Source organism: Polaromonas sp. P1_F4 (assembly GCF_056405675.1).
In genome coordinates this window covers 359,819-385,643 of sequence record NZ_JBFUBP010000003.1, presented here as the reverse complement: position 1 = coordinate 385,643, position 25,825 = coordinate 359,819, and the positions used below count along the sequence as shown (strand labels likewise).

Annotated in this window: 31 protein-coding genes; 23 read left to right on the top strand and 8 right to left on the bottom strand. The window is 62.8% G+C overall.

Annotated features, from left to right (window positions below):
* Positions 1–15 precede the first annotated feature (15 nt).
* Positions 16–543: a GNAT family N-acetyltransferase gene (locus AC1DYQ_RS09435; RefSeq protein WP_477686627.1), complete on the top strand. Its 528-nt coding sequence runs from the start codon at positions 16–18 to the stop codon at positions 541–543.
* A gap of 72 nt (positions 544–615) precedes the next feature.
* On the opposite strand, the gene AC1DYQ_RS09430 is transcribed toward AC1DYQ_RS09435, so the two are convergent.
* The gene (locus AC1DYQ_RS09430) at positions 616–1,527 is read right to left on the bottom strand and encodes a LysR substrate-binding domain-containing protein (RefSeq protein WP_477686568.1); all 912 of its coding nucleotides are present in this window, start codon (positions 1,525–1,527) and stop codon (positions 616–618) included.
* Positions 1,528–1,633: 106 nt separating this feature from the next.
* On the opposite strand from AC1DYQ_RS09430, the gene AC1DYQ_RS09425 reads away from it, so the two are divergent.
* The gene (locus AC1DYQ_RS09425) at positions 1,634–2,797 is read left to right on the top strand and encodes a mandelate racemase/muconate lactonizing enzyme family protein (RefSeq protein ID WP_477686567.1); all 1,164 of its coding nucleotides are present in this window, start codon (positions 1,634–1,636) and stop codon (positions 2,795–2,797) included.
* Between the two features lie 29 nt (positions 2,798–2,826).
* The gene (locus tag AC1DYQ_RS09420; protein WP_477686566.1) at positions 2,827–3,819 is read left to right on the top strand and encodes a tripartite tricarboxylate transporter substrate-binding protein; all 993 of its coding nucleotides are present in this window, start codon (positions 2,827–2,829) and stop codon (positions 3,817–3,819) included.
* Between the two features lie 78 nt (positions 3,820–3,897).
* Here the strand turns inward: AC1DYQ_RS09420 and AC1DYQ_RS09415 are convergent, their stop codons facing one another.
* From AC1DYQ_RS09415 to AC1DYQ_RS09400, 4 genes are read right to left on the bottom strand one after another with little or no spacing between them, the layout of a single operon-like run.
* A complete protein-coding gene (locus AC1DYQ_RS09415; protein ID WP_477686565.1) occupies positions 3,898–5,133 on the bottom strand; it encodes an MFS transporter in 1,236 nt (411 codons plus the stop codon).
* A 46-nt stretch (positions 5,134–5,179) separates the two neighbouring features.
* On the bottom strand, positions 5,180–5,833 hold the full coding sequence (locus AC1DYQ_RS09410) for an aquaporin (protein WP_477686626.1): 654 nt from the start codon (positions 5,831–5,833) through the stop codon (positions 5,180–5,182).
* A gap of 59 nt (positions 5,834–5,892) precedes the next feature.
* Positions 5,893–6,345: an ArsI/CadI family heavy metal resistance metalloenzyme gene (locus tag AC1DYQ_RS09405; RefSeq protein ID WP_477686564.1), complete on the bottom strand. Its 453-nt coding sequence runs from the start codon at positions 6,343–6,345 to the stop codon at positions 5,893–5,895.
* 56 nt (positions 6,346–6,401) lie between these two features.
* Complete coding sequence (locus tag AC1DYQ_RS09400) at positions 6,402–6,764, bottom strand: ArsR/SmtB family transcription factor (protein ID WP_477686563.1); 363 nt, start codon at positions 6,762–6,764, stop codon at positions 6,402–6,404.
* A gap of 62 nt (positions 6,765–6,826) precedes the next feature.
* Between AC1DYQ_RS09400 and arsC the strand changes: the two genes are divergently transcribed.
* The 3 genes from arsC (at position 6,827) to AC1DYQ_RS09385 (ending at position 8,405) form a co-directional block, all read left to right on the top strand.
* Positions 6,827–7,261, top strand: coding sequence for an arsenate reductase (glutaredoxin) (gene arsC, locus AC1DYQ_RS09395; RefSeq protein WP_477686562.1), 435 nt, complete (start codon positions 6,827–6,829; stop codon positions 7,259–7,261).
* A 339-nt stretch (positions 7,262–7,600) separates the two neighbouring features.
* Positions 7,601–7,966, top strand: a complete 366-nt coding sequence (locus tag AC1DYQ_RS09390; protein ID WP_477657925.1) for an RNA recognition motif domain-containing protein — start codon at positions 7,601–7,603, stop codon at positions 7,964–7,966.
* Positions 7,967–8,174: 208 nt separating this feature from the next.
* Complete coding sequence (locus AC1DYQ_RS09385; RefSeq protein ID WP_477686561.1) at positions 8,175–8,405, top strand: hypothetical protein; 231 nt, start codon at positions 8,175–8,177, stop codon at positions 8,403–8,405.
* 90 nt (positions 8,406–8,495) lie between these two features.
* On the opposite strand, the gene AC1DYQ_RS09380 is transcribed toward AC1DYQ_RS09385, so the two are convergent.
* Positions 8,496–9,374: a LysR family transcriptional regulator gene (locus tag AC1DYQ_RS09380; protein WP_477686560.1), complete on the bottom strand. Its 879-nt coding sequence runs from the start codon at positions 9,372–9,374 to the stop codon at positions 8,496–8,498.
* Positions 9,375–9,488: 114 nt separating this feature from the next.
* On the opposite strand from AC1DYQ_RS09380, the gene AC1DYQ_RS09375 reads away from it, so the two are divergent.
* The 10 genes from AC1DYQ_RS09375 (at position 9,489) to AC1DYQ_RS09330 (ending at position 16,898) form a co-directional block, all read left to right on the top strand.
* The gene (locus AC1DYQ_RS09375; protein ID WP_477686559.1) at positions 9,489–9,938 is read left to right on the top strand and encodes a VOC family protein; all 450 of its coding nucleotides are present in this window, start codon (positions 9,489–9,491) and stop codon (positions 9,936–9,938) included.
* A 7-nt stretch (positions 9,939–9,945) separates the two neighbouring features.
* Positions 9,946–10,860 carry an amino acid ABC transporter substrate-binding protein gene (locus AC1DYQ_RS09370; protein ID WP_477686558.1) on the top strand — a complete coding sequence of 305 codons (915 nt, stop codon included), beginning with the start codon at positions 9,946–9,948 and terminating at the stop codon, positions 10,858–10,860.
* Positions 10,861–10,954: 94 nt separating this feature from the next.
* Complete coding sequence (locus AC1DYQ_RS09365; RefSeq protein ID WP_477686557.1) at positions 10,955–11,545, top strand: flavin reductase family protein; 591 nt, start codon at positions 10,955–10,957, stop codon at positions 11,543–11,545.
* A gap of 86 nt (positions 11,546–11,631) precedes the next feature.
* A complete protein-coding gene (locus tag AC1DYQ_RS09360; RefSeq protein WP_477670911.1) occupies positions 11,632–11,772 on the top strand; it encodes a hypothetical protein in 141 nt (46 codons plus the stop codon).
* Between the two features lie 46 nt (positions 11,773–11,818).
* Complete coding sequence (locus tag AC1DYQ_RS09355) at positions 11,819–12,664, top strand: YhjD/YihY/BrkB family envelope integrity protein (RefSeq protein WP_477686556.1); 846 nt, start codon at positions 11,819–11,821, stop codon at positions 12,662–12,664.
* A 37-nt stretch (positions 12,665–12,701) separates the two neighbouring features.
* Entirely contained in the window at positions 12,702–13,922 is a 1,221-nt protein-coding gene (locus AC1DYQ_RS09350) for a helix-turn-helix domain-containing protein (RefSeq protein WP_477686555.1), read from the top strand.
* A gap of 45 nt (positions 13,923–13,967) precedes the next feature.
* Entirely contained in the window at positions 13,968–14,663 is a 696-nt protein-coding gene (locus tag AC1DYQ_RS09345; protein WP_477686554.1) for a Vgb family protein, read from the top strand.
* 149 nt (positions 14,664–14,812) lie between these two features.
* Positions 14,813–15,424, top strand: a complete 612-nt coding sequence (gene gstA, locus AC1DYQ_RS09340) for a glutathione transferase GstA (protein WP_477686553.1) — start codon at positions 14,813–14,815, stop codon at positions 15,422–15,424.
* Positions 15,425–15,496: 72 nt separating this feature from the next.
* Positions 15,497–16,285, top strand: a complete 789-nt coding sequence (locus AC1DYQ_RS09335) for a DUF899 domain-containing protein (protein ID WP_477686552.1) — start codon at positions 15,497–15,499, stop codon at positions 16,283–16,285.
* Between the two features lie 25 nt (positions 16,286–16,310).
* The gene (locus AC1DYQ_RS09330) at positions 16,311–16,898 is read left to right on the top strand and encodes a hypothetical protein (RefSeq protein ID WP_477686551.1); all 588 of its coding nucleotides are present in this window, start codon (positions 16,311–16,313) and stop codon (positions 16,896–16,898) included.
* A gap of 285 nt (positions 16,899–17,183) precedes the next feature.
* Here the strand turns inward: AC1DYQ_RS09330 and AC1DYQ_RS09325 are convergent, their stop codons facing one another.
* Both AC1DYQ_RS09325 and AC1DYQ_RS09320 read right to left on the bottom strand, forming a co-directional pair.
* Positions 17,184–17,492 (bottom strand): plasmid stabilization protein, encoded by a 309-nt coding sequence (locus AC1DYQ_RS09325; RefSeq protein ID WP_477648835.1) that lies wholly within the window; start codon positions 17,490–17,492, stop codon positions 17,184–17,186.
* Between the two features lie 149 nt (positions 17,493–17,641).
* The gene (locus AC1DYQ_RS09320) at positions 17,642–18,541 is read right to left on the bottom strand and encodes a LysR substrate-binding domain-containing protein (protein ID WP_477686625.1); all 900 of its coding nucleotides are present in this window, start codon (positions 18,539–18,541) and stop codon (positions 17,642–17,644) included.
* A 75-nt stretch (positions 18,542–18,616) separates the two neighbouring features.
* On the opposite strand from AC1DYQ_RS09320, the gene AC1DYQ_RS09315 reads away from it, so the two are divergent.
* The 7 genes from AC1DYQ_RS09315 to ppk1 all read left to right on the top strand — a co-directional run bounded on the left by AC1DYQ_RS09315 (position 18,617) and on the right by ppk1 (position 25,824).
* On the top strand, positions 18,617–19,744 hold the full coding sequence (locus AC1DYQ_RS09315) for an MFS transporter (RefSeq protein WP_477686550.1): 1,128 nt from the start codon (positions 18,617–18,619) through the stop codon (positions 19,742–19,744).
* Between the two features lie 54 nt (positions 19,745–19,798).
* Complete coding sequence (locus tag AC1DYQ_RS09310; RefSeq protein WP_477686549.1) at positions 19,799–20,305, top strand: hypothetical protein; 507 nt, start codon at positions 19,799–19,801, stop codon at positions 20,303–20,305.
* A gap of 116 nt (positions 20,306–20,421) precedes the next feature.
* Complete coding sequence (locus AC1DYQ_RS09305) at positions 20,422–20,715, top strand: hypothetical protein (RefSeq protein WP_477686548.1); 294 nt, start codon at positions 20,422–20,424, stop codon at positions 20,713–20,715.
* A gap of 111 nt (positions 20,716–20,826) precedes the next feature.
* A complete protein-coding gene (locus AC1DYQ_RS09300; protein ID WP_477667214.1) occupies positions 20,827–21,693 on the top strand; it encodes a GNAT family N-acetyltransferase in 867 nt (288 codons plus the stop codon).
* Positions 21,693–22,556 (top strand): UDP-2,3-diacylglucosamine diphosphatase, encoded by an 864-nt coding sequence (locus tag AC1DYQ_RS09295; protein ID WP_477686547.1) that lies wholly within the window; start codon positions 21,693–21,695, stop codon positions 22,554–22,556. Before AC1DYQ_RS09300 ends, AC1DYQ_RS09295 begins: the two co-directional genes overlap by 1 nt.
* Positions 22,553–23,680 (top strand): glycosyltransferase family 4 protein, encoded by a 1,128-nt coding sequence (locus tag AC1DYQ_RS09290; RefSeq protein ID WP_477686546.1) that lies wholly within the window; start codon positions 22,553–22,555, stop codon positions 23,678–23,680. The genes AC1DYQ_RS09295 and AC1DYQ_RS09290 overlap by 4 nt, the downstream gene beginning before the upstream one ends.
* Before the next feature lie 50 nt (positions 23,681–23,730).
* Positions 23,731–25,824, top strand: coding sequence for a polyphosphate kinase 1 (gene ppk1 / locus AC1DYQ_RS09285; RefSeq protein WP_477686545.1), 2,094 nt, complete (start codon positions 23,731–23,733; stop codon positions 25,822–25,824).
* Position 25,825 lies beyond the last annotated feature (1 nt).

Genomic DNA, 25,825 nt, shown 5'->3' with positions numbered 1-25,825 from the left:
ACCCGATTGTCTGCACTGAAAGCGCATCGCGTGACCGAATCCTCCAACCCTTCCGAAAGCCCGCTGCAGGTTTGCCGGGCCGACTACGGCAACCCCGTGCATGCCGCCGCTGTCGTGCAATTGCTCGACGCCTATGCGCAAGACCCGGCCGGCGGCGGCAAGCCGCTCAGCGATTTCGCAAAGAAATATCTCGTCAGTGAACTCGCCAAACGCCCGCATGCCTTCAGCGTGCTGGCCTTTAGCGGCGACAAGGCTGTCGGCCTTGTCAATTGCATCGAAGGTTTTTCCACCTTCGCCTGCCGCCCGCTCGTCAACATCCATGACGTGGCCGTGCTGCCTGGCTACCGTGGCCAGCGTATCGGCGAGCAGATGCTCGCGCTGGTGGATGAGATTTCACGCGAACGCGGCGCCTGCAAACTGACACTGGAGGTACTGCAAGGCAACCGCAGCGCCATCAAGCTCTATGAACGCATCGGTTTTGCCGGCTACCAGCTGGACCCGGCCATGGGCCAGGCGCAGTTTTTTCAGAAGTGGCTGGACTGAGCACACTTGACGCCCCGATCTGGTTCAACAAAACTTCCTCAGCCGGCCAAGAGCGGGAGCTAGAGGCACGCGTCAACTGGCACCGCCGACCGGCTTCGTCACCGCATCCCAAAGCGCCTCCGCGGCTCGCCCCATGGAGTTGCGGGACCGGAAGAGTTTGATTTCAAGGGGGACGCGTAACGCAGGCACACCCGCCTCGACCACACGACCCGTTGCCAGGTCGTCATGAACCAAGGTTTGCGGCAACCATGCGACGCCCCGGCCTTCAAGGACCATGGTTCTCAACACCGAGGCCAGGTGCGCGGTGAACACCGTTTGTGTGAGGACATTCTCCATGGCTTCAAACCTTGTTTCGCGCAAGATGCGGCCAAGCCCGGATTCGACGCTGTAGCCAAGAAGAGATACCGGCGCCTTGCACGCTTGCAGCCTGTGCAGGGGTTGGCCGGAGGCATCAACGGCCGTCACCGGCACGAGACTGTCAGCGCCAATCTGGATGGAGAGAAAACCGCCGGACTCAAGACGCCCGGGAGCGTCAGGGTGGGCGTGGCACACCACAAACTGCACCTTGCTTTGCTCCATCAGCGCCTCGCATCGCGCCAGCACGTCTGACTCCAGGTGTATCGTTCCGGCCATGGTGTGCGCTTCAAAACTCCGCAGCCAACCCGGCATGAAGGTAAACGACAGAGCATGGGTTGCCGCAAACCGCAGGGAATGTGTGCTTGCCTCGGCGAGGATCCGGGCCTCGCCCGGAACGCGGGCCACCTGAGCCTTCAAATCCTCGGCAATGCCCTGGAACCACTGGCCAGCTTCCGTCAGCCGGACGGGCTGTGAGCTTCTGTCAAAAAGTTCGGTGCCGATCCATTCTTCCAGGGCGCGCACCCGGCGCCCGAAAGCAGGCTGCGTCATGTGGCGCTCTTCGGCAGCACGGGAGAAATTGCCCGTGATAGCCAGCGCAGAAAAGTCTTCGAGCCAGGAGAAATTCATGCCCAGTGCTTTGAAAGCATTGAAGAGAAGAAAAACAGCATTGGTCAAATGCGGCAGCCTTCGCGATCATAACGATCCTCACCACAACCTGTCATAGAGCCAGCCCATGAAAATCGTTGAAATCAGAGAGAAGACCCTGCCCATCAGTTCACCCATCCGCAACGCGTACATCGACTTCAGCAAGATGACCTTGAGCCTGGTGGCAGTGATCACGGACGTGATCCGGGACGGCAAGCCGGTCGTGGGCTACGGGTTTAATTCCAACGGCCGTTATGGACAGGGCGGGCTTATCCGCGAGCGTTTCCTGGACCGCATCCTTGACGCGGCGCCCGAAAGCCTGATTGACGCCAAAGGCACGAACATCGACCCCGCCAAGGTCTGGTCGGCCGCCATGAGCAACGAGAAACCGGGTGGGCATGGCGAACGCTCTGTTGCCGTGGGAACCATTGATATGGCTGTATGGGATGCGGTCGCCAAGATCGAGAGCAAACCCCTGTTCCGTATGCTGGCTGAACGCCATGGGCGCGAGGCGAATCCACGAGTCTTTGTCTACGCCGCCGGCGGTTATTACTACCCGGGAAAGGGTAACGAAGCGCTCTGCGCCGAGATGCGCAGCTACCTCGATCGTGGCTACAACGTTGTCAAGATGAAGATCGGTGGCGCCTCCATTGATGAAGACCGGGCGCGCATCGAGGCGGTGTTGAAGGAGATCGGTTCACAGGCCCGGCTTGCGGTGGATGCGAACGGCCGTTTCGACCTTGAAACCGGCATTGCGTACGCCAAGATGCTCCGCGAATTTCCGCTGTTCTGGTACGAAGAGATCGGGGACCCGCTCGACTACGCCTTGCAGGCGGCGATTTCAGAGTTCTACCCCGGTCCCATGGCAACCGGCGAGAACCTGTTCTCGCATCAGGACGCCCGCAACCTCCTGCGTTATGGCGGCATGCGCCCCGACCGCGACTGGCTGCAGTTCGACTGCGCGCTGTCCTATGGCCTTGTTGAATACCTGCGCACGCTTGAAGTGCTGAAGCAATTCGGGTGGTCGCCTTCGCGCTGCATTCCCCACGGCGGGCACCAGATGTCCCTCAACATTGCTGCCGGACTCGGCCTGGGCGGGAACGAAAGCTACCCCGATCTTTTCCAGCCCTACGGCGGTTTTCCCGATGGCGTGAAGGTGATCGACGGCCATGTGACCCTGCCTGAACTGCCCGGTATTGGTTTCGAAGGCAAGGCAGACCTTTACGACCAGATGCAAGCCCTTTCCGCCTGATTCTTTAGCAACTTCAAAGGAGACAATGCATGAAAAACAATAAGTTGGTGTTCAAACGGGTTCTGGTTCCGGCGCTGCTGAGCCTGGCGGCAGTGTCGGCGGTTTGGGCTCAGTACCCGGACAAGCCGGTGACGCTGGTGGTGCCCTTCGCCGCCGGCGGACCGAGCGACAAAATTGCCCGCGACCTGGCTGAAGCGCTGCGCAAGCCGCTGGGCCAGACCGTCATCGTTGACAACACTGCCGGCGCCGGCGGGACCATCGGTGCGGCGCGCGTTGCGCGAGCCAAGGCCGACGGCTACACGCTGCTGGTGCATCACATCGGCCTTGCCACTGCGCCGGCCCTCTATAAAAAATTGCCCTATGACACCCTGAAGGACTTCGAGTACCTGGGCCTGATCAACGAAGCGCCTTCGGTACTGATTGGCCGCATGACACTCGCGGCCAACAACCTGGCCGAACTGCGCAAATGGATCGCAGAGTCCGACGGCCGTGTGAACCTGGCCAACGCGGGTGTCGGGTCGGCTTCGCACCTCTGCGGCTTGATGCTGCAGGGTGCGCTCAAGTCCAGGATGGTGGCGGTCCCCTACAAGGGAACCGCCCCGGCCATGACAGACCTGATAGGTGGGCAGGTAGACCTGATGTGTGAGCAGGCGACCAACGCCGTGCCGCAAATCGAGGGTAAAAAAGTGAAGGTGTACGGCGTCAGCAGCAAAGAGCGCCTGAACCTGCCCTCACTGGCGCAAACGCCGACACTGGCCGAGGCCGGCCTTCCGGACTTCAATGTCACGGTCTGGCATGGCGTGTATGCCCCGCAGGGCACGCCGCCAGAGGTTCTTGCCAGGCTGAATGCCGCAGTGCGTGAAGCCCTCAAGGACCCGGACCTGATCAAGCGCCAGGAAGCGCTGGGCTTGCGTCTTGTGACCGATTCCAGGCTCAGCGCAGCCGGCCACAAGGCTTACGTTCAGGCGGAAATGGTGCGCTGGGGAAAGGTGATCAAGGATTCAGGCGAGACGGCTGAGTAACTTGCCAGGCGTCACTCGACGTGACGTGCGGGCTGGCAGAGGAATGGTGCCTGGCAGATCGCACGTCAATTGCGGTGCCTAGGGCTTCACGTGAGAAGCGTCCCTCAGCATCAACAGCGCCGCAAACGCCACCAACCCGAGCGCCGCTGAGAACCACAGCGCACCGCTTCCAAAACGGTCAATCGCCAGACCGAACAGCCACGGCGCCGTCGCCTGCGCAAAGCGGGCCGGCACCATCAACAATCCCTGGCGGGCGCCGTAATCCAGCACGCCAAACAGCACCAGCGGCAGCGTGCCTTTGGCAATCGTGAGCACGCCATTGCCGGCGCCGTGCAGCAGGGTGAACACCGCGCCGGCCGGTACGCCGAAAAACAGGAACGCCATTGCGCCCAGCGTGTGCAGGCTGCCCGCCACCCGCGCCGACACCAGCGGGTGGATGTTGCGCAGCAGGCCGTATTCGAGCAGCCTGCCCGCAACCTGTGCAGGGCCGACCAGCCCGGCAAAGACCAGTGCCGTAGCCAGTGGCACGCCATGGGCTTGCAACAGCCGCGGCAGGTGTGCGGCCATGGCCGTGCTGATGAACCAGGTGACGGCAAACACCAGCGCCAGCAGGACTGCGGTGCGGGTGCTGCTGGAGGCGGAAGAGGTGAGAGAAGAGGTGGATGTGGATGGTGCGGACGCAGCCAGGGCATCGGGCGGGCTTGCCGCTGAATGAGCCCCGGTGGAAATGCCTGGCGCGGGCGAAGCCGGAAGCCGCCAGTTCAGCGGCAGCCCCACCAGCAAGTGCAATGCGGCCCAGACCAGACAGGTCGCACGCCAGCCCCATTCAAGCTCCAGCCAGGTCGACAAGGGCCAGCCCACCGTGCTGGCAAAACCGGCAAACAGGGTGATTCCGGTGATGGCGCCGCGAGCGTCTTTGCCGTACAGATGCACCAGCGCGGCAAAGGCCGCTTCGTACAGGCCCGCGGCCATGGCCACACCCAGGATCACCCAGCCGGCAAACAGGCCCACCGGCCCCTGTGCCAGGGCCAGCACCAGCAGGCCGGCGGCAAAAATCAGGCTGTTCGCGGCCAGCACCGGCCTTCCGCCGTGCCGGTCAATGGCCTTGCCCGCAGCCGGGCCCAGCAATGCGGAGACCACCAGTGCGGCAGAAAAAGCGGCAAACACCGTGGGCGTGCTGACGCCGAGGTCGCGTGCCATGGGCACCGCCAGAATTGCCGGCAGGTAGTAGCTGGAGGCCCACGCCAGTGTTTGGGCGATGCCCAGCTGGACGATGGTGGCGGTGCGGCTTGTCGTTTTCGGTGTCACAACCACAAGAGTACCAAGGACGGACGCGGCGCCTTGATTCGCCGCCTGCGTTTCAGCCTTGGCTCACGGCCTGCTGCCGGCCGAGCGCATGGTGCAGGGCGACGCCCGCCAACGCACCGGCAGCCTGGGCAGCCACAAAGCCCGCTGCACTAGCGGGTGCGATGCCGGAAAAACTGTCTGACAGCATGCGGCCCAGCACAGCCGCCGGGTTGGCAAACGAGGTGCTGGCGGTGAACCAGTACGCTGCGCCGATGTAGCAGGCGACCAGCGCCGGCGCCTTGGCCGCAGGGGCGCGCAGCACGACAAGGATCAACCCGCCCGTGGCCACCGCTTCGGCCAGCCACTGGCCCCAGCCGCTGCGCAGTTTGGTGCTGAACTGCAGCACGCTCATGTCAAACATGGCGTGTGCCAGCCAGGCCCCTGCTACGGCGCCCAGCAATTGAAGTGCTATGAAAAAAATAGCTGCTTGCGCCCGTCTCTTATGGTTCTCAGGGCCTTTTGACCACATAACAAGGGTGACCAGTGGATTGAAGTGCGCACCGCTGACCGGCCCGAGCAGCTCGATCAGCACGTACAGCGCCCACACGGTGGCCAGTGTGTTGGCCAGCAGGGCCACACCCATGTTGCCGCCGCTCAAGCGCTCGGCCATGATGCCCGAGCCGATGACGGCGCAGAGCAGGGCGGCAGTGCCGACGAATTCAGCCAGCGCCTGACGCGCGAGCGAGGGCGCGTCAGGGGAGCGGGATGCCTCCGCTACGGCAGGGCTTAACAGCACGCCGCTTTTGTGCTGGAAGCTGCGCCAGCGGGCGCGGCGCAGCAGGCCTTGCCGGCGGCGGGCTTGGCTTCGCTGAACACTGGAATGCTGTCCAGCGTATGGAACTGCTCCCAGGCGATGCCTTGCGGGTCGGTCAGCCAGTATTTGTCGCTGCGGGCGTAGCAGCAGGTGGTGGGGCCTTCGTCCAGCAGCGTCATGTCGGCGCGGGTGGCGCTGGCTTTCAGGGCCTGCAGCTCTTCGGGCCTGTCGACCTGAATGCCCAGATGGTCTACGCCGGGCGCACTTCCCCGGGTAGAGATGGCAAAGTTGACCGGCGGGTCGCTGAGCATCCACTTGGCATAGTCGGCTTCGGTGCGGGCCGGCTGCTGGTCAAACATGGCCGAGTAAAAGGCTATGTTCTTTTCGAGGTCTGTCACGTGGACGTGGACATGGAAGCGTTTCATGAGGCTCTCCTTGGTTGGTTGTGTAGGGTGGCTGTGCGGGATGGAGGTGGTGGTGTTCAGCAGTTGCTGCAATCGGCCTGGGTGGCTACTTCGCAAGCGCCGCCTTCACAGCAATGCTCTGTCAGGTAGCCGAGCAGCGCATTCATTTGCCCGAAGTTGGCGCGGTAGATCAGGTTGCGCCCGCGCGCCTCGCTGCTGACGAGGCCGGCGTGTGAAAGTTCTTTGAGGTGAAAAGACAGCGCGCTGGGCGCTACGCCCAGCTGCTCGGCCATCGTGCCCGGCGTCAACCCCTCGGGTCCGGCGACGACGAGGGCGCGGAACGCGCGCAGGCGCTGGGCTTGCGCCAGCGCTGCCAGGGCCTTCACGGCAGAACCTTCTTCAAGCGGCGGAAAATCAAGGTTTGGGATTAATGTTTCCATAATTCAAATATAATTGAATTATTGAATCGATGCAACCAATCCCTTTTTCAGGAGTGAAACATATGCCTTCCGCCGTCACGATTTACCACAACCCCCAATGCGGCACGTCGCGCAATGTGCTGGCGCTGATACGTAATGCCGGCATCGAACCCGAGGTCATCGAATACCTGAAAACCCCGCCTACGCGTGAGAAGCTGCGGGAGCTGGTTGCGCAAATGGCGGTGCCGCTGCGAGAGGTAATCCGGGAAAAGGAATCCGTCTACAAGGATCTGGGCCTGGACGATGCCACGCTGGCCGACGAAGCCCTGATCGACGCGATGCTGGCCCATCCCATCCTGATCAACCGGCCCATCGTCGTTACGCCGTTGGGCACGCGCCTGTGCCGGCCTTCGGAAGCCGTGCTGGACATCCTGCCCACGCCACAGCGGGGTGCGTTCAGCAAGGAAGACGGTGAACAGGTCGTCAATGACAAAGGGGAGCGTGTGGCGGGCCGTTGAGCTTCCCGTCCTTGGCGCAACGCAGTCCGGGCCGTCCGACTGCTCGGCCGGTTGCACGGGGTCTGTCCATGGTCATGCATCCGCGGTAATGGCGTCTTTTCGGTCATTTCCGCTGTTTAACCGAGGGAATGGGCACCTGATTTGACAAATGCTGCGCTTATAGGCAGAAGAATGCTGGTGCCGCCGCGTTTCCTCACGCATAATCGGGAGGTGCGGCTGCCATTGCATTCGCACAGGTTAGGTGATCGGTCAGTTTCGCGCGCTACGGCGGTACTTTTTAGGTTTGTTGTGCTTTCGGGACCCCATCGCTTTTGTTTTATGTATTTTTGAGGAGTCCCCATGGGCAATAAACTTTACGTCGGCAATCTGCCATACACGGTCCGCGACGAAGACCTGCAACAATCTTTCGGCCAATACGGCTCTGTCTCCAGCGCCAAAGTCATGATGGAACGCGACACCGGTCGCTCCAAAGGTTTTGGCTTTGTCGAAATGGGCAACGATGCCGAAGCACAAGCTGCAATTTCCGGCATGAACGGCCAGTCGCTCGGCGGCCGCAGCATCACCGTGAATGAAGCGCGTCCAATGGAAGCACGTCCTCCACGTAGCGGCGGCTTCGGCGGCGGCGGTGGTGGCGGCTACGGTGGTGGCGATCGTTCCGGCGGTGGCGGCTACGGCGGCGGCGGTGGTGGTCGCGGCGGCTACTAAGCCCTGCAAACCCCGTCAACGGCAGAGATGCCGTTGCCAACCCGCTCTCTCGGCGTTAAGTTGAGAACGGCAAAAAAGGCTTCGAAACTTCGGTTTTGAAGCCTTTTTTCTTTGGGGCTGGGTAATATTTACCTGCGAGCACTTTGCCGGGCCGTCACAACGTTTGCAGTTCACGTGTGCAGGGTGTTTCGTGGCCTAATGCCTCTCTATGAAGGTTCACAAGGTGCACGACGCGACCATCCTCATGCTGGGTGACAGTCCTCCACCGGGCGACTTCGATCTATGCATCTATGAGGCAGAAGACGGCGACGGATGGCAAGGCTTTGTTGCCGGGCGCGCCGGGTCGGCCAGTGCCGAATTTCGGCTTGCAAGTGCCTCGGCTACCTATGAAGCCGCACTGGCCAGCTGGATGGAGTCCAACCGGGGTCTCGGCCGATGACCATCTGGACGGCATCTGGCACGACGGTGATGAGCCTCCGGCAGCATCTCCCGGCGCCACAAGCGCTGCCGATCTTGATGGCAAAAAACTTTATGGAACAGGCGGCGACAGGGCCTCGCGAAGACATCTTTCCAGGGCCTGCGTGACGCGCCGGCGGGAACTCATGCCTTTGCGCAGGATGCCGATCTCGCGGTAAAAAGTCTTTTCACCCAGGGAGATTGCGCGCACACCCGGTGGCATGGGCAGGTAGGCCTCCACCATCGGCACCAGCGCAACTCCAAGGCCTTCGGCGACAAGGTTCATCAGGCCCGTGATCTCGTCAAGCTCGATGGAGTCCTGCACCGCCAGTTTGTTCTCGCGCAGGAACCGGGTCACCAGACGCCCGCCGAAGGACGTGCGCTCATAGCGCAAAAAAGGCTGCGACTGGAGCAATGCGCGCCAGTCCCGCCCTTTGATTTCCTTGCGCACGAGCAACTTGAAGGGTTCGTACATCAAGGTTTGCCAGGTCATTTCCGGCAGGATGCCGAACGGAGGCCGGATCATCACCGCTGCGTCGATTTCAGCGCTGTCGAGCTGGTCCATGAGCTTCATGGACACGCCGGGAGCAATGTGGACGAGCAGTTTCGGGTTCTCCTTCCTCAGCGCTGCCAGTGCTCGGGGAAGCACCGAAGACTGAACAGATGCAATGGCGCCGATCCGCAAGGTGCTGGCAAGCTCGTCATCGGTGCCCGCATCGCCCAGCTTTGAAAACTGCAGAACAATCTCTTCGGCACGCGCGAGCACCCTGGCACCCGCTTCGTTGAGCACCGCGGAACGCCGTGTCCGGTCAAAGAGCGCAAGCCCGAGGGATTCTTCCAGCCGCTGGATCTGGCTGCTCACGGCGGACTGGGTCAGTCCAATCTGGCCGCCGGCGGCGGAAAAGCCGCCGTAACGCACCACCGCGATCAAGGTTTTCAATTCGGTAATCACATGGGTTTCTCATTAATTCATCGAAATTATTGATTCTCAGGTTGAATATATATCGTTTTTCAAAGTGCATCAATCGACCTAAAGTGCGGCTTCCACGACTCAAAGAGGCTTTCGATGACCCCGCAAAACGCAACCACTCCCGCCAAAGCGCTTCCGCCATTTCATCTGGCATTCCCTGTCCACGACCTCGCCGTCGCACGCCGGTTTTACGGTGAGCTTCTGGGTTGTCCCGAAGGACGAAGCTCCAGCGAATGGGTCGACTTCAACTTCTACGGCCACCAGATCGTGGCGCACCTGGCGCCCGACGAATGCGGCCACCGCCAGACCAGCGCTGTTGATGGCCACAACGTTCCCGTTCGCCACTTCGGCGCGATCCTGTCCCTCGGCGAGTGGGATGTCCTGGCGGCCCGATTGAAAGCGGCGGGCACGCAGTTCGTCATCGAACCCTACGTTCGCTTCAAAGGCGAGCCTGGTGAACAGGCCACCATGTTCTTCCTCGACCCGTCCGGAAACGCCATCGAGTTCAAGGCCTTCGCCACGCTCGACAGCCTGTTTGCCAAGTGAAGGAAGCATGATGATGAAATTGGTAGCCTGTTCGGGCATTGCCGCAGCGTTCACCCTGGCGGGAGCTGCGGCCACCGCGCAGCCAATCGACACGCTCAAGAAGATCAAGGAGACGGCAGCCGTCACCATGGGCGTCCGTGAAGCCTCCGGCGCCATGTCCTATACGCTGGGCGCAGGCGAATACACAGGGTTTCATGTGGACATCTGCAAAAGGGTGATCGCGGATATCCAGAAACAGCTGGGCCTGGCGAAGCTGGACGTACGCTTTCAGTCCGTCACCGCGCAAAACCGGATCCCGCTCGTCCAGAACGGCACGGTAGACCTGGAGTGCGGGACAACGACGAACAACACCGCACGTCAAAAGGATGTTGCCTTCGCGCCGACGCTCTATATTGAAGAAGTCCGGGTCGCCACCAAAACCAGGACCGGAATCACCAGCCTGTCCCAGCTTGCCAACAGGACTGTGTCGGCCACATCCGGCGCCACGGCTGTTCAGCTCATCCGCAAGCACGAACGCGCGGCGGGCGTCGACTTCAAGGAGGTTTATGGCAAGGACAACAGCGAAGGTTTCCTGCTTCTTGAAAATGACCGGGCCGAAGCGTTCGTGGCGGACGGCCAGATCCTGGCCACCATGATTTCCCAGTCAAAACAGCCGAAAAACTATGTGGTGCTGAAAGAAGTCCTGAGCGTCGAGCCGATTGCGATCATGCTGCCCAAAGGGGATGCCTCCTTTAAACAGGCGGTGGACGCCAGCATTGCCAGAATGGCGAAAAGCGGCGAGGTCGCAAAGCTCTATGACAAATGGTTTGTCCAGCCGATACCGCCGAACAACACACAGGTCGGCATGCCCGCATCGGAGCTGACCAGGGCGGCATGGGCCAACCTGAGCGACAAGCCGCTGGAAGACTACACGAAGAAGTAGCGAGGAAGAGGGCGAGGGCGAGGGGAGCAGCCCACCCTGAAACGCATCGGGCCCAACATAATCGGCGGCATGAAATGCACCGGGAAGAAATGACATGACACACTTCAAGGAAGTCGCCCTCGCACACGCCAGCCGCCTGATCAACCATGGGCCAACGGTTTTGGTGACGAGCGCGCACGGCACGGCGCGCAACGTGATGGCCGCCGCCTGGTCGATGCCCGTGGAGTTCACGCCGCCTCGCATTGCCATCGTGATCGACAAGAAAACCTATACGCGTGAACTCATCACCGCCAGCGGCGGCTTCGGCATATGCCTTCCATGCACGGCCCTGGCCGGTTTGGCGCACGCGGTCGGCAGTCAGTCCGGCCGCACGGGCGACAAGTTTGCGCAACACGGCTTGAAGGCCCGCAAGGGACCGGTGCTTGGCATGCCCTTGCTGGAGGAGGGCTGCGCGGCATGGCTGGAGTGCCGGCTGATCCGCGAGCCGCATACCGAAGACGCCTACGACACCTGCTTTGCGGAAGTGGTCGCTGCCGCCGCCGATGAGCGTGTGTTCCAGCAGGGGCACTGGCGCTTCGGCGACGACAACCTCGATCTGCAGACTATTCATCATCTGGGAGGCGGAAATTTCGTCAGGCCGGCGGGAATGTTTCGTGCTGGGGATTTGGCGAAAAATATTTCCTGACGTTATCGTCAACCAGGAGTTGGTTTCACCCCACAACCTTCCCCGCACATCATCGAGGGCCAGGCGAAGGCTTTACCATTGCGGGCATGAAAACAACCTACATTCTCGGCGCCATCCTGGCTTGCAGCGTCATCGGCGCATTGGTCGGTGCCCGTTCGGTGAAAACCGGACTTCTGGTGACATCGGGACTTCTCTCTCTCTATGGCTTGTTTCGCCTGCTGGGCTGAGCGAGCCGGCACTTCCTGACCGGCGCGACGCAAGCCCATCGACTCCATGGCGACCACAAGCCGAAACCAGGGCAACCTGATCAGCCTGCTCCTGCGGCGCGGCCGGGAAGAGCGCATCGCCCAGGCGGCGGGCGGCCTCACGTTCACGATGGTGATGTCCATGGTGCCGATGCTGGCGGTGAGCTTCGCACTGTTCGCGCGTACGCCAGCGCTGCATGCCACCGGTGACGCGATTCGCGAGCACCTGCTGCGCGGCCTGTTGCCGGAGGGCATCGCCAAGACGGTGCTGAAGCACCTGGCGCAGTTTGCGGGCAATGCCAATGGCCTCACGCTGGTGGGCTTTGCGCTGCTGCTGGTGTCGGCCCTGACGCTGCTGCTGAGCATGGAAAACACGCTGAACCGGATATGGCAGGTGAAGAAGTCACGCCCGGTTCTGCGCCGGTTGGGCCTGTACGCCGGCATGCTGCTCACGGGGCCGGTGCTCATCGGCGCCAGCCTGTGGGCCGCGTCTTATCTGGTCGCGGCTTCCAGCGGGCTGGTGGGCGCGCGGCCTGCCTGGGTGCCGCATGCCATTAACCTGGGGCCCGCCATTCTGAGCGCCATCGGTTTCACCTGCCTGTTCCGCTTTGTACCGAACACCGTCGTGCGCTGGACTCATGCGATCGCAGGTGGCCTGCTGGCCGGCATCGCGTTTGAGCTGGGCAAGTACGGCTTCGCGATTTACCTGGCCAACGTGCCCACCTACCGCACGATCTACGGCGCCTTCGCGCCACTGCTGGCTTTTCTGGTGTGGGTGTATTACTCGTGGCTGGTCACGCTGGCCGCGGCGCTGGTCAGCGCCAGCCTGCCGCGCACCGGGGTGCAGCCGGCGCGTCGGTTGTCACGGGCCTGACCTGGCTTGCGTCGGCCGGGCCGTGTAGCCTCTTGCCATGGATTCTCTGATTGCCGCCTCCGCCCGCGCACTGGCCGCCGGTGATGCGCTCGGCGCGCTCAAGCACGTCGCCCTGCGCGACGACCCGCCGGCGCTGGCCCTGCGCGGCATCGCCATGGCCCAGCTGGGCGAGCACCCGCGCGCCCGCGAACTCCTGAAACGCGCCGCACGCGGCTTCGGCGTGCATGAAGAACTGGCGCGAGCGCGCTGCGTAGTAGCCGAGGCCGAAGTGGCGATGGCCATGCGTGACTTTGCCGGCTCACCACGCGCACTGGCGGCTGCGGCAGCCACGCTGGAGGCGCATACCGACACGGCCAACGCGCTGCAGGCCTGGCTCATCACCGCACGGCGGCTGTTGCTGCTGGGACGGCTTGATGAGGCCGCAGCGGCGCTGGCGAAGCTGGATGCGCGCGGCCTGCCGCCTTCACTGCGGGCTGTCGCCGAACTCACATCCGCCGAGCTGGCATTGCGATCGCTCCGCGTGGGCGAGGCGCGAATGGCACTGGCACGTGCACACGCAGCAGCCGAACGCGCGCAGGTGCCGGCGCTCATGGCCGAAGTCACCGAAGCGCGTGCTGCGCTCGACAGGCCCGCCGCCCGGCGCCTCACAGCTAGCGGAGAGCAGGCGCTGCGCCTTGACGAGGTCTCGGCGCTCCTGGCCTCGGATGCACTGGTGGTCGATGCCTGCCGCCGCGGGCTGGGCGCCGGAGACCAGTGGCGGCCGCTGGCGCGCCGGCCGGTGTTGTTCTCCCTGGCACGTTCACTCGCCGAAGCATGGCCGGGCGATATCAGCCGCGAAGCGCTGATCGAATCCGCCTTTCGCACCACACGCCCCGACGAGACACACAGGGCGCGCCTGAGGGTCGAAATCGGCCGCCTGCGCGCGTTGGTCAAAACACTCGCAAGCATCGAGGCCACCGAGCGGGGCTTCATCCTGAAGCCGCTTGGTGAACGCGACGTGGCTGTGCTGGCTCCGCCCATTGACGGCGAGCAGGCCTCGCTGGTGGCGCTGCTGTCGGACGGCGCGGCCTGGTCCACTTCGGCCCTGGCGTTGGCGCTGGGGGTGAACCAGCGCACCGTGCAGCGGGCGCTGGCCGACCTGGAAGCTGGCGGGCGGGTGCGCTCCATCGGTCGGGCACGGGCGCAGCGTTGGCTGGCGCCGCCGCTGGCCGGATTCACGACGATCTTGTTACTCCCCGCTTCTCTGCCGATTGGATAGAGTTGACTCCATCGCATCACGAATGGTGCAACACAAGGAGCAACGATGAGCAGCAAGACACTCAATAGCAAAGCCGAGCCCAAGGCGCGCCCGGCCGAGATCGTGCGCGAGTACGGCTTCCCCGGCGTCGATGACGTCGCTGGCGTCACCCACGACGGCAAGCGCGTCTGGGCCGCCACCGGTGCCAGGCTGATCGCCTTCGACCCCGCCAGCGGCGAGCAGACACGCACACTGGAACGTGCCTGCGACGCCGGCACCGCCTTCGACGGCAAACACCTCTACCAGATCGCCGAGACGCGCATCGACAAGATCGACCCGGCCACCGGCAAGGTGGTGGCCTCCATCCCGGCGCCCGGCAGCGGCAGCGACTCGGGCCTGACCTGGGCCGAAGGCAGCCTGTGGGTGGGCCAGTACCGCGACCGCAAGATCCATCAGGTCGACCCGAAGACAGGTGCCATCCAGCGCACGATTGAATCCAACCGCTTCGTCACCGGCGTGACCTGGGTGGACGGCGAACTCTGGCACGGCACCTGGGAGGGCGACGACAGCGAGATCCGCCGCATCGATCCGAAGAGCGGCGCCGTGATTGAGCGGCTGGAAATGCCGAAAGGCGTCGGCGTCAGCGGCCTGGAGTCCGACGGCGCAGACCTCTTCTATGCGGGCGGCGGCAAGAGCGGAAAAGTCCGAGCCGTGCGGCGGCCTAAAGCAGCAAAAGCAGCAAAAGCGGCAAGGGCCGCATAGAACACAGCGCAGGCCTCCCTGCGCTGACAACCCCATTCGGTCACAAGGACCGATAACGAGCGCACCTGTTACCAGCACGGGTCGGGCAGCGCATTGACCCACGCAACGCAAACCGAAGCAAACGGCTCATCGAGCCAAGGAGAAAAACCATGAAGCTTTACTACAGCCCGTCCGCCTGTTCTTTGTCGCCGCACATCGTGGCCAATGAGTTGGGCCTTGCCATTGAACTCGTGAAGGTCGACGTGGTCGCCAAGCGCACCGAGCACGGCGAAGACTTTCTTGCCATCAATCCCAAAGGCCTGGTGCCTGTGCTCCGGCTGGACGACGGCACCCTGCTGACGGAAGGCCCCACCGTTGTGCAGTACCTTGCCGACCTGAAGCCTGAGGCGAAGCTGGCACCCGCCAGCGGCAGCATGGCGCGCTATCGCCTGCAGGAGATGCTGGGCTACATCAATTCAGAGCTGCACCAAGGCTACATGCCGCTGTTCAACCCGGCTTGCAGCGATGAGGTTCGCAGCGCACGCATGGCCCATCTGCACAAACACTACCGTCTGCTGGAAGCCGCGCTGGACCGCACGCCGTTCCTGCTGGGCGACCGTTTCACGGTGACCGATGCCTATCTGTTTGTGGTCACGCGCTGGGCGGAGTTCGTCAAGCTGGACCTGTCGGCCTTCCCGAACCTGCTGGCGTTCCAGGCACGCATCGCGGCCCGGCCTGCCGTGCAGACGGCGATGCGCCGTGAACAACCGGCCGTTGCCTGATCCCAGACCGCCTGCCGCTTATCCACTTAATCACCGACTTAATCACTCATTTGTTCAACCCAGGAGAACACCATGAATACCACCATGACCGAAACATCCCCCATGAAGCACTCCGTCGTGTCCAGAGACAAATGGCTGGCCGAGCGCAAGACGCTGCTGGCGCAGGAGAAAGAACTGACACGCCTGCGCGACCGGATCGCCGGCGAGCGCCGCGCGCTCCCCTGGGTCCGTATCGAGAAAGACTATGTCTTCGACACGCCCGAAGGCAAACGCTCGCTTGCCGACCTGTTCGAAGGGCGCCGCCAGCTGATGGTGCAGCACTTCATGTTCGGCCCGGGCTGGGAGCAGGGCTGCCCGAGCTGCTCTTACATGGCCGACCACACGGCCGGCATGCAGATCCACCTGGAGAACCGCGACGTGAGTTTTGTGGCCGTCTCGCGCGCCACGCTGCCCGAGATCGAGCGTTTTCGCCGCCGCATGGGCTGGAACTTCAAGTGGGTTTCTTCGAACAGCAGCGACTTCAACTACGACTTCCACGTGAGCTTCAAGCCCGAGGAAAGGGTCAACGGCACCGTCAACTACAACTACGGCATGACCGAATTCCCGGCCGAGGAAGCGCCCGGCATCAGCCTGTTCTACAAGGATGACGCAGGCGAAGTCTTCCACACCTATTCGACCTACGGGCGCGGTGTGGAGGTGATGATGGGCACCTACAACATGCTGGACCTCACGCCCAAGGGGCGAAGCGAGCATGACGGGTTTTACAAGATGGACTGGGTGCGCCACCACGACCGCTACGAAACTGCGTCCGCATTCACGCCCGCGCCCGAAGCCGATTCGTGCTGCAGCACCAAGGCCTGAGCAGTCCGCCACCGGCGCGCACATCATGTCAAGCTTTTGGCCGTGGCTTGTGGTGGCAGGGGTCGGCGCCCTTCATGGGTTGAACCCCGCTACCGGCTGGGCGGTCGCCGCTGCCTGGGGCGTGCGTGCGCGTGACCGGTCGCAGGCGCTGCGGGCGCTGCTGCCGATTGCGGTCGGGCACACCGCTTCGATCGCGCTGGTGGCTGGCGCGGTAGCAGGGGGCCTGGCGCTGGATCGCTTCACCCTGCAGGTACTGGCAGGCGGCCTGCTGGCCGCCTTCGCCGTGGTTCACCTGTCGGGCCGCGCACCCAGGGCGGCGCGCGCGCCGGCGGGGCACGCCGGGCTGGCGCTCTGGTCTTTCATGATGTCCACCGCGCATGGTGCTGGCTTGATGCTGGTGCCGGCCCTGGTCCCGTTGTGCGCAGGGGAGGCGTCGGCCGCAGGGTTAACCGGATCAGGACCGCTGGCGCTGGCTCTCGCGGCGGTAGGCGTTCATACCGCGGCGATGCTTGTCGTCACCGGTTTGGTCTCCACCGGGGTTTGCCGTGGTCTGGATGCCGGTGCGCGTTGGATTGGCAGCCGCAGGCGGGAGCCGCCTCCAGCCCCGCGTTGAAAAGCGGCCGTTGGCGGCGGGATAATTGTCGAGTTGCTATCTTTTTAGTAGCTGCTTGCGCCCGTCCCTGTTGGATTCGATGGCTATTTCATGCCTGAAAACAGGCCAGAACACTGATTTTCAGGGCGTTGCGGCGCTTTTTCACTCCTCAAGCGCCTTTTCAGTGTCTGGATGGCTTGTTTTGAGGGTTATTTCGACCCGTAAGCCAATAGGGACGGGCGCAAGCAGCTATTAAAAGCATAGCGATTGGATGCCCCCGCTACACGCAGGCCAGTCTCGCTGTGGCTATTTCCTGGCCGCATTCCGCTTGCGGGTGGCGGCGGCTTTTTTGGCAGAGGCTGACCGCTCTTCCGCACTGCGGGAAGCTGCGGCGGCGCCGCCAAGGCGCCCGCCTTTGCGGGACGGCGCATGGTTTTCCGCCTTGCCGCGGCCCGAGCCCGACTTTTTGCCGCCGCCGGTTTCCTTGTTGACGGTGGCCCAGGCGCGGCGCTCGGCTTCTTCCTTGCCGACACCGCGGTCTTCGTAGCCTTCTTCAATGTGTTCAGCCTTGCGCTTTTGCTTGTCGCTGTAGGCAGATTTGTCGCCTCTGGGCATGTCGGTTCTCCTTGGCTGGGTTTTCTTCGCCGTGATCGCTGTGATGGCGAGAGCTTGAAAATACTGCGCCGGGGCAGGGCGCTTCGCGCGCGACATTCCCGAAAAAAGGTCGGTGATCTCCTACGCGGCGCGGCGCTTCGCTGCCGGTCTCAATCTTCCGCCGAAGGCGTGGCGTTCAGTTCGTCCATGAGCCATTGCGCAAACTGCTGTGTCTCCGGGGCGGCATTGGGCGCAAGGCCAAAATAGTGGCGACCCAGCGCCATCCGCAATTCCGGCAAGGGGCTCATCAACCGCCCCGCCGCCATGTCATGGGTAATTTGCGATACCGGTGCCAAGGCAAAACCCAGCCCGTCGACGGCGGCCTGAAGCACAAAGTGCAAATGGTCAAATTGCAGGCAACTGGCGGGATTCAACTCTGGCGCGTTCACCTGCTTTTTCCAGTTTTCCCAATCATGGTTGCGCGATTTGGATAACAGCAGGACATGGGACGCCAAAGAGTGCGGGCTGGTGACGGGGCGGCTGGCAAACAGTGCAGGCGACCCCACAACAAGAACTTCGTCTTCCAGAAATGGATGAATCTGCATCGCCGGCGGCCACCCCTTGGTGCTCCGCCGGATGGCCAGATCGAATTCATCCACCGCTTTGTCCGGCGGCAAGGTGCTGGTCATCACCTGCGGTTCGATGTCCGGGTGCTTCGCCACGAACGCTGACAACCTTGGAATCAGCCAGCGCACCGCGAACGTGGGCCGGACGTTGATCTTGACGGCGCGCAATGGCGTTCCACCCCTGAGTGATTCGGCGGCTGCGCCAATCTGCTCGAGTGCGGGGCCTACCTGCGTATGGAACTGATGGCCGGCCGCCGTTAGAAGAACTTGCCGGGTTTTTCGCTCGAACAGGTCCACGCCAAGATAGGTTTCCAGCGCCTTGATCTGGCGGCTGATGGCGCCGTGCGTCACATGCAATTCCAGGGCAGCCCGGCTGAAACTCTGATGGCGCGCCGCCGCCGCAAAAGCGCGGACCGCGTTCAACGGAGGCAGGCGAGGCAACATGCGTGCAATTTTCTCACACGTGCCGCGCACTAATATCGTTTGTCGGGAGAGGCGGCCCTGCGCACCATACAAGCCATGCAACAGATCACGGCTTCTACTTCTGACCGCAACTCGCGCCATGCCGCCATGGTGCTCGGGCTCTCACTTCCGGGGGACACGGTGCTCTACCTGCTCCTGCCGATGTTCGCTCCTGCGTTTGGCGTCACCTTGCCCGAAGCGGGCATTCTTCTGGCCGCCAACCGCCTGGTGCGCATTGCGGGCTATGGAGCAGTTGCAAGGTTTTACGCCCACAACGGTGAACGGCTCACCTGCTCACTGGCGGCGCTGGCGGCCGCGGTGTGCGCGCTGGGTTACGCGATGCTGACCGGGTTCGTCGCCCTGTTGTTCTTGCGGCTCTTGTGGGGCCTGGCCTTCGCAGCCCTGAACCTGGCCACCCAAGCATTGGCCACCGCCGAACCGGCGGGCGCGGCGCGTCGGGCAGGGCGGTCCCGCGCATTCACGGCACTGGGGCCCATGCTTGCCCTTCCTTTGGGCGGCGTGTGTGCGCTTTGGTTTGGCCCCAAAGTTATTTTTTTCCTGTTCGCGGCTGTTGCGTTGAGTGCCTTGCTGGTCGCACGGCAGCTGCCAACCGCCGCACATGCCGAGCCGGCACCACGGAAAACAGGAATCAGGCTCCCGGGCGGGCTGGACATCTTTTCCTTCACGGAAGGCCTGGTGCTGGACGGCCTGTTCATCATCGGCCTCTCTTATCTGGGCCGTGACCTGTTGCCCGGCAACCCGGTCATCGTGGCGGGGCTTCTGCTGTCGGTCCGTTACCTGGCGGAAATTGTCTTGAGTTCTGCCGGCGGACACATGGCAGAAAAGCATGGCGTCGAAGTTCTTATGGTGACTTTCTCCGTGCTCACTTCTGTTGCCCTGGTGGGCTTTGGCTTCGGCTGGCTGTGGACTTGCGCACTTGCCATTGTGGTTTTGCGTGCCTTGCTGTTGCCGCTGCTGCCGCCGCTGGTCGCACTGCGCACGCCGGGGCCCGGACGCATACAGGCCCTCGCCACACGCTCGGTCTGGCGCGACATGGGAGCCGGCGCAGGCCCGGTGCTGGCCGGCCTGTTGTTGCCCATCGTGCCCTCCGCATGGATTTACGGCGTTGCTGCACTTCTTCTTTCGGCCACCGCCATGGCCTGCCTGAGGCAGCGCAGCAACTGAGAGCGCATCCGATGTCACTCTTTTCATTCCCTCGCTTCTTTTGGAGATTTTCACTTGGACATTCACCACACACTCATCAATTGCGCCGGCGGCACGGTCGCGTTACCCGCCACGCCGATGAACCATCGAAGCGATGGCGGACATTTGCTGGTCAATCCGCCCCGGCCGGTGTGGGAAAGAAGTGAATTGACGCCCAATGAACTGGCGCTATGGGGCTGCCTGGTCGCAGCCACCGCAAGAGCCATGCTGGAAACACTGCCCCAACTCGCCGGAGGTTGCCTGAATTACTGGGAGGCAGGTAACAACGCGCTCAACGAACTGGCGCATCCACCCGGACCAAAAACCCCTCAACTTCACCGAAAAATGCATCTGCACATTTTTGGAAGAAGCCCAAAAGCGAGTCACCCTGATTGGCAATGGGGCGAACCTCCGCAGTTTCCAAAATTTGCTTCATCCAAAGCCTGGGCAGCCCAGTTCAGCCGTCTGGAGGCGGACGAATGCGAAGCCATAAAAAAGAGGCTCGAAGTGCTGTTGGCAACCAGGTACGCGGTCGGCTCTTAAACGCGTTGCGCAGGCGGCCGACGCGTGCCCGCCGCACGGCGCGAATTTCTTCCGGTGTCACACAACTGCCATTGAACTGACACGAACGCGTCACTCCCGGATCCCAGAATCACGCCATGACCAGCATGACGGAGCACTCGATGGGAGCGAATCCACAACAGGCCAGCCTGGCTAATGACGGACAGGCGCAGGGCCCCAGCCGCACCCTGAGCAGCGGCATCCAGGACTTCAACAAGCAGTGCCTGCGCATCCTGCGCTGCACCGCGCAAGCCTTGGCCAACAGCCCGGGCGGCTTGCGCTTCAAGGCGGGCACCCGGCCCTGGCTTGAGGGTCTTTCGAACGCGCGGCCGATGCTGGCCGCCGGTTTGGGGCGACGTGACAAGGTGGTTTCGCTGACCGCCGGTGATTGAGAGTCAAAGCCCCTTTTTTGGGGCTTTTTTACAGCGCGATTTGAAGTTGCTGAATTGCCGAGTTGATGAGTTGCCGAAGTTGTTGAGACACCAGGAAACAAGGAGTTAGCCATGAAAGAACTGCCCAATCCCACCTTTGCATTGTCGCCAGTCGCAATGCCACGGGGGTCACTTCATCAAAGCGGTCATGCTGTCATTCCCGCCGTTGTTCAAAGGCCTGCCGTGGGGAAAATCACGGTCAGCTGGGCCCGGCACCAGGACGAGGTCCGGCAGGCGCAGCGCCTGAGGTACCAGGTTTTTGCGCTCGAAATGGGTGCCAACCTTTCCAAGGTGCTGCCCGGCCACGACGTCGACCTGTTTGACGACTATTGCGAACACCTGCTGGTGCGTGATGCCGACAGCCAGGAAGTCATAGGCACCTACCGCGTGCTGACGCCGACCCAGGCAAAGCGCGTGGGCAGTACCTACAGCGACACCGAGTTCGACCTCACTCGCCTGCGCTCCCTGCGTGAGCGCATGGTCGAGCTGGGCCGCAGCTGCGTGCATGCCGACCACCGCCACGGCGGCGTCATCCTGGCGCTGTGGGGTGCGCTGGCTGAATTCATGGCGCGCAACCAGCTGGACACGATGATCGGCTGCGCCAGCATTCCGATGCAGCACAACGGCGTGTCGAGTGGGCACGCGGCCGCCAGCATCTGGCGCCAGGTGCGCCAAACGCATCTGGCGCCCATTGAATACCGCGTCACACCGCGCCTGGCGCTGCCGGTGGAAAAGCTGGACGACACGCTGGACGTGGAGCCGCCCGCACTGATCAAGGGCTACCTGCGCCTGGGCGCGAAAGTGCTGGGCGCACCGGCCTGGGACCCGGACTTCAACTCGGCCGACCTGCCCATGATGATGCGCATCGCCGACCTGCCACCGCGCTACCTCAAGCATTTTTCCGGCAAGCCTGTGTCGGGCAGCCCTTCGGAGGCCTGATGCGCAGCATGTTTGACGCCATGGGCGCGCTGGGCAACGGCTTCAGCGGGAACAGCGACGACCATGATGACGACGACTCGCTGCGCAAGCGCTACCGCACCATCTTTATTTCCGACATCCACCTGGGCACGCCCGGCTGCCAGGCGGCCGCGCTGCTGGATTTTTTGAAGGCCCACCCGAGCGACAACCTGTACCTCGTGGGCGACATCGTCGACGGCTGGCAGCTGCGCCGGCGCTGGTACTGGCCGCAGTCGCACAATGACGTGGTGCAAAAACTGCTGCGCCGCGCCCGCAAAGGCTGCCGCGTGGTTTATGTACCGGGCAACCATGATGAGTTTGCGCGTGAATTTATTGGCAACCAGTTCGGCGGTATCGAGGTGATCGATGAAGCCGTGCATACCACCGCCGACGGCCGGCAGCTGTGGATCATCCACGGCGATTACTTCGACGCGGTGGTGCAGTGCGCCAAGTGGCTGGCGTACGTGGGCGACAACCTCTATGAATTCACACTCAAACTCAACCGCCACCTCAACAGCCTGCGCGCCCGTTTGGGCCTGCCTTACTGGTCGCTGTCGGCTTACCTGAAGCAAAAAGTCAAAAGCGCGCTCAATTACGTCACCGACTTTGAAGAGGCCGTGGCCAATGAAGCCCGCCGCCGCGGCCACCAGGGCGTGGTCTGCGGGCACATCCATCGCGCCGAGATGCGCGACATCAACGGCGTGCTGTACTGCAACGACGGTGACTGGGTGGAAAGCCGCACCGCGCTGGTCGAGAACTTCGACGGCACGCTGGAGCTGGTGCACTGGGCGCCTGCGCACGAGACGCAGGGCCGCGGCCACATAGCTTCCACGGTGACTGCATGAGGGTCGCTCTTGTTACGGACGCCTGGCAACCGCAGGTCAATGGTGTTGTCACCACCCTGGTGGAGCTGGTGCGGGAGCTTCAGGAGCTGGGGCACCAGGTGGAAGTGATCCAGCCGGGCCTTTTCAAGACGCGGCCTTGCCCGGGTTATGCCGGCATTGACCTGGCGGTGCGCCCCAAACGCGGCCTGACCGAAAAGCTCGATGCCTTTGCGCCCGAGGCCATCCACATTGCCACCGAAGGCCCGCTGGGCTGGGCTGCGCGCAGCTATTGCCTCAAGCGCGGCCTGAAGTTCACCACCGCGTTTCACACCAAGTTCCCCGAGATCCTTCATGCGGCATTGAAGATTCCGCTGTCCTGGGGTTATGCGCTGTTCCGCCATTTCCACAGGCCCTCGTCGGGTGTGATGGTGCCTACCCACGGCGTGTTGCGCATGCTGGAGCAGCGGGGCTTTCAGAACCTGCGCAGCTGGACGCACGGCGTGGACACGGAGCTTTTCGGCTTTGAGCCGCAAGCGCGGCTGTACCCGCCCATGGGGACGGTGGTGCGGCCGGTGTCGCTGTTTGTGGGCCGGGTGTCGTATGAGAAAAACATCGAGGCTTTCCTCAAGCTGGACATTCCGGGGACCAAGGTGGTCTGCGGGGTAGGGCCCCTGGAGGCGACACTCAAGGAGCGTTATCCGCAGGTCCGCTGGATGGGCGTTCTGCCCCGGGATGAGCTGGCCAAGGTCTATGCCGCCGCCGATGTGTTTGCCTTTCCCAGCCGGTCGGAAACTTTTGGCCTGGTGATGCTCGAAGCCATGGCAGTCGGCACGCCGGTGGCGGCTTACCCGGTCGACGGCCCGCTGGAAGTGCTTGGAAAACCCGATGGAAGCTGTCACGGTGGTGTCATGCATGAGGATTTGCAACAGGCTTGTTACAGCGCTTTGGCTGTGCCCCGCCATGAGGCCCGTTCGCGCGCGCTGGACTTCAGCTGGGCCCATGCGGCGCAGCTTTTCGAGTCTTTCCTCGTAACTGCCGGGAAGAACAGCGCTCAGGCCAACCCCGGCAATAACAGGGGCAGTGCTTGCGTACCCCTTCAGGCGGGCGCACCATCAGTCAAAAGTACTGTCACGCCTTTGTCATGAAACACGTCAACACTGTGACTTGTTACCAATGACACGTAAATGCCTTGTTGATGCCCACTTCACCCGCCTCGGTGGCTGCCGCCGCACCGCCGGTCCAGTTCCTGGACCGCGACCACAGCATTCTTGCCTTCAATGAGCGGGTGCTGGACTGGGCGAAGCGGCCCGACGTGCCGCTGCTGGAACGGCTGCGGTTTCTGTGCATTGTTTCGTCCAACCTGGACGAGTTTTTCGAGGTTCGCACCGCGCCCCACCTGACGGCGGCGCAGGCCAATGAACAAAAAGCACTGTATTCGGTGCAGTCTTTCGCGGCACTTTCAGCGGCAGCCCACGACATGGTGGCGCGCCAGTATTCGCTTTACAACGACGAGCTGTTGCCGGCCTTTGAGCGGCAGGGCATACGCATCGTCTCGCACGGTGAGCGCAATGCGGCCCAGCGGCGCTGGGTGAAAGAATATTTCGAAAGGGAAGTGCGGCCGTTGCTGATTCCAGTCGGGCTGGACCCTTCGCACCCGTTCCCCCAGGTGGCCAACAAGTCGCTCAACTTCATTGTGCGGCTGGGCGGGCACGACGCTTTCGGGCGGGACAACGACATTGCCATCGTCAAGGTGCCGCGCGTGTTGCCGCGGCTGATTCATATGCCCTCGCACGGCAAGGACAAGAGCCGGCTGTTCGTGTCGCTTTCCAGTGTGATTCGGGCCCACCTGGCCGAGTTGTTTGCCGGCCGCGAAGTGGGGCAGTTTTCGCAGTTCCGCGTCACCCGGCATTCTGACCTGGCCGTGGATGAAGACGACGTGAAAAACCTGCGCACCGCCTTGCGCCAGGGCCTGGAGCAACGCCATTACGGGCAGGCTGTTCGGCTGGAGGTTTCCGCGGGCTGTTCGGAATACCTGGCCAGCTTCCTGCTCAGGCAATTCAACCTGCCGACACAGTCCCTGTACCGTGTGCACGGCCCCGTCAATCTGGTGCGGCTGACGCAGCTGGTGGACCTGGTCAATGACCCCAAACTGCTCTTCCCCGGGTACAGCGCGTGTTACCCCACCCAGTTGCAGCCCGGCCAGTCGTTCTTTGAGCGGCTCAAGGAGGGTGACGTTTCCATTCACCAGCCTTTTGAAAGTTTTGACGGCGTGCTCGCCTTCCTGCGCGAAGCGGTTAACGACCCGCAGGTACTGGCGATCAAACAGACCATTTACCGCACCGGTACCGACTCGGAGCTGATGGTGCTGCTGCGCGAAGCCGTGCGCCGCGGCAAGGAAGTGACGGTGGTGGTGGAGCTCAAGGCGCGCTTCGATGAGGAAGCCAACATCAACTGGGCGGAAATGCTGGAGTCGATAGGCGCGCAGGTGGTGTATGGCGTGGTGGGCCTCAAAACCCACGCCAAGATGCTGCTGGTGACGCGGCGCGAAGGCAAACACCTGGTGCGTTATGCCCATCTTTCCACCGGCAACTACAACCCGCGCACGGCGCGCTTGTACACCGACCTGAGCTATCTGACGGCCGACCCCTTGACGACGGCCGACATCGACAACGTGTTCGTGCACCTGGCCAGCCAGAGCCGCCTGCCCAAGCTGCACCATTTGCTGCTGGCGCCGTTCCAGCTGCACCGCAAGCTGATCGAGAAAATCGATTCGCTGGGAGAGGCCGCCCTGCAAGGCAAAGACACACGCATCGTGGCCAAGATGAACGCGCTGACCGACGAAGACCTGATGCAGGCGCTGGTGAGGGCAGGGCAGCGTGGCGTGAAGATCGACCTGATTGTGCGCGGCGCCTGCATGCTGCCGGCGCAGGTGCCCGGTGTGACGGACAACATCCGCGTGCGCTCCATCATCGGCCGCTTCCTCGAGCATTCACGGGTGTTTTATTTCCGCTGTGCTGAAGAGGAAACCTTGTTACTCTCCAGTGCCGACTGGATGAACCGCAACATGCTGCGCCGGGTGGAGCTGGCCTGGCCTGTGACTGACCCCGTTCTGCGCCAGCGCATCATCGACGAATGCCTGGTGGCCTACCTGCATGACGGGCGCGACGCCTGGGATCTGCAGCCTGACGGCACCTACCTGCGCGTGAACCTGCAGGGTGATGCCCCGCGCCACGGTGCGCAGGCTGCCTTGATGGCGCGCTATTCGGCCCCCCATCACCAGGAAAAATGAC

Excerpts from the sequence above, each read along its gene's own strand:
- AC1DYQ_RS09430 (WP_477686568.1), bottom strand. The coding sequence starts at position 1,527 with ATGAATTTCTCCTGGCTCGAAGACTTTTCTGCGCTGGCTATCACGGGC.
- AC1DYQ_RS09425 (WP_477686567.1), top strand. The coding sequence starts at position 1,634 with ATGAAAATCGTTGAAATCAGAGAGAAGACCCTGCCCATCAGTTCACCC.
- AC1DYQ_RS09420 (WP_477686566.1), top strand. The coding sequence starts at position 2,827 with ATGAAAAACAATAAGTTGGTGTTCAAACGGGTTCTGGTTCCGGCGCTG.
- AC1DYQ_RS09405 (WP_477686564.1), bottom strand. The coding sequence starts at position 6,345 with ATGAAACGCTTCCATGTCCACGTCCACGTGACAGACCTCGAAAAGAAC.
- AC1DYQ_RS09400 (WP_477686563.1), bottom strand. The coding sequence starts at position 6,764 with ATGGAAACATTAATCCCAAACCTTGATTTTCCGCCGCTTGAAGAAGGT.
- arsC (WP_477686562.1), top strand. The coding sequence starts at position 6,827 with ATGCCTTCCGCCGTCACGATTTACCACAACCCCCAATGCGGCACGTCG.
- AC1DYQ_RS09390 (WP_477657925.1), top strand. The coding sequence starts at position 7,601 with ATGGGCAATAAACTTTACGTCGGCAATCTGCCATACACGGTCCGCGAC.
- AC1DYQ_RS09385 (WP_477686561.1), top strand. The coding sequence starts at position 8,175 with ATGAAGGTTCACAAGGTGCACGACGCGACCATCCTCATGCTGGGTGAC.
- AC1DYQ_RS09375 (WP_477686559.1), top strand. The coding sequence starts at position 9,489 with ATGACCCCGCAAAACGCAACCACTCCCGCCAAAGCGCTTCCGCCATTT.
- AC1DYQ_RS09370 (WP_477686558.1), top strand. The coding sequence starts at position 9,946 with ATGATGATGAAATTGGTAGCCTGTTCGGGCATTGCCGCAGCGTTCACC.
- AC1DYQ_RS09365 (WP_477686557.1), top strand. The coding sequence starts at position 10,955 with ATGACACACTTCAAGGAAGTCGCCCTCGCACACGCCAGCCGCCTGATC.
- AC1DYQ_RS09360 (WP_477670911.1), top strand. The coding sequence starts at position 11,632 with ATGAAAACAACCTACATTCTCGGCGCCATCCTGGCTTGCAGCGTCATC.
- AC1DYQ_RS09355 (WP_477686556.1), top strand. The coding sequence starts at position 11,819 with ATGGCGACCACAAGCCGAAACCAGGGCAACCTGATCAGCCTGCTCCTG.
- AC1DYQ_RS09350 (WP_477686555.1), top strand. The coding sequence starts at position 12,702 with ATGGATTCTCTGATTGCCGCCTCCGCCCGCGCACTGGCCGCCGGTGAT.
- AC1DYQ_RS09345 (WP_477686554.1), top strand. The coding sequence starts at position 13,968 with ATGAGCAGCAAGACACTCAATAGCAAAGCCGAGCCCAAGGCGCGCCCG.
- gstA (WP_477686553.1), top strand. The coding sequence starts at position 14,813 with ATGAAGCTTTACTACAGCCCGTCCGCCTGTTCTTTGTCGCCGCACATC.
- AC1DYQ_RS09335 (WP_477686552.1), top strand. The coding sequence starts at position 15,497 with ATGAATACCACCATGACCGAAACATCCCCCATGAAGCACTCCGTCGTG.
- AC1DYQ_RS09330 (WP_477686551.1), top strand. The coding sequence starts at position 16,311 with ATGTCAAGCTTTTGGCCGTGGCTTGTGGTGGCAGGGGTCGGCGCCCTT.
- AC1DYQ_RS09325 (WP_477648835.1), bottom strand. The coding sequence starts at position 17,492 with ATGCCCAGAGGCGACAAATCTGCCTACAGCGACAAGCAAAAGCGCAAG.
- AC1DYQ_RS09320 (WP_477686625.1), bottom strand. The coding sequence starts at position 18,541 with ATGTTGCCTCGCCTGCCTCCGTTGAACGCGGTCCGCGCTTTTGCGGCG.
- AC1DYQ_RS09315 (WP_477686550.1), top strand. The coding sequence starts at position 18,617 with ATGCAACAGATCACGGCTTCTACTTCTGACCGCAACTCGCGCCATGCC.
- AC1DYQ_RS09305 (WP_477686548.1), top strand. The coding sequence starts at position 20,422 with ATGACCAGCATGACGGAGCACTCGATGGGAGCGAATCCACAACAGGCC.
- AC1DYQ_RS09300 (WP_477667214.1), top strand. The coding sequence starts at position 20,827 with ATGAAAGAACTGCCCAATCCCACCTTTGCATTGTCGCCAGTCGCAATG.
- AC1DYQ_RS09295 (WP_477686547.1), top strand. The coding sequence starts at position 21,693 with ATGCGCAGCATGTTTGACGCCATGGGCGCGCTGGGCAACGGCTTCAGC.
- AC1DYQ_RS09290 (WP_477686546.1), top strand. The coding sequence starts at position 22,553 with ATGAGGGTCGCTCTTGTTACGGACGCCTGGCAACCGCAGGTCAATGGT.
- ppk1 (WP_477686545.1), top strand. The coding sequence starts at position 23,731 with ATGCCCACTTCACCCGCCTCGGTGGCTGCCGCCGCACCGCCGGTCCAG.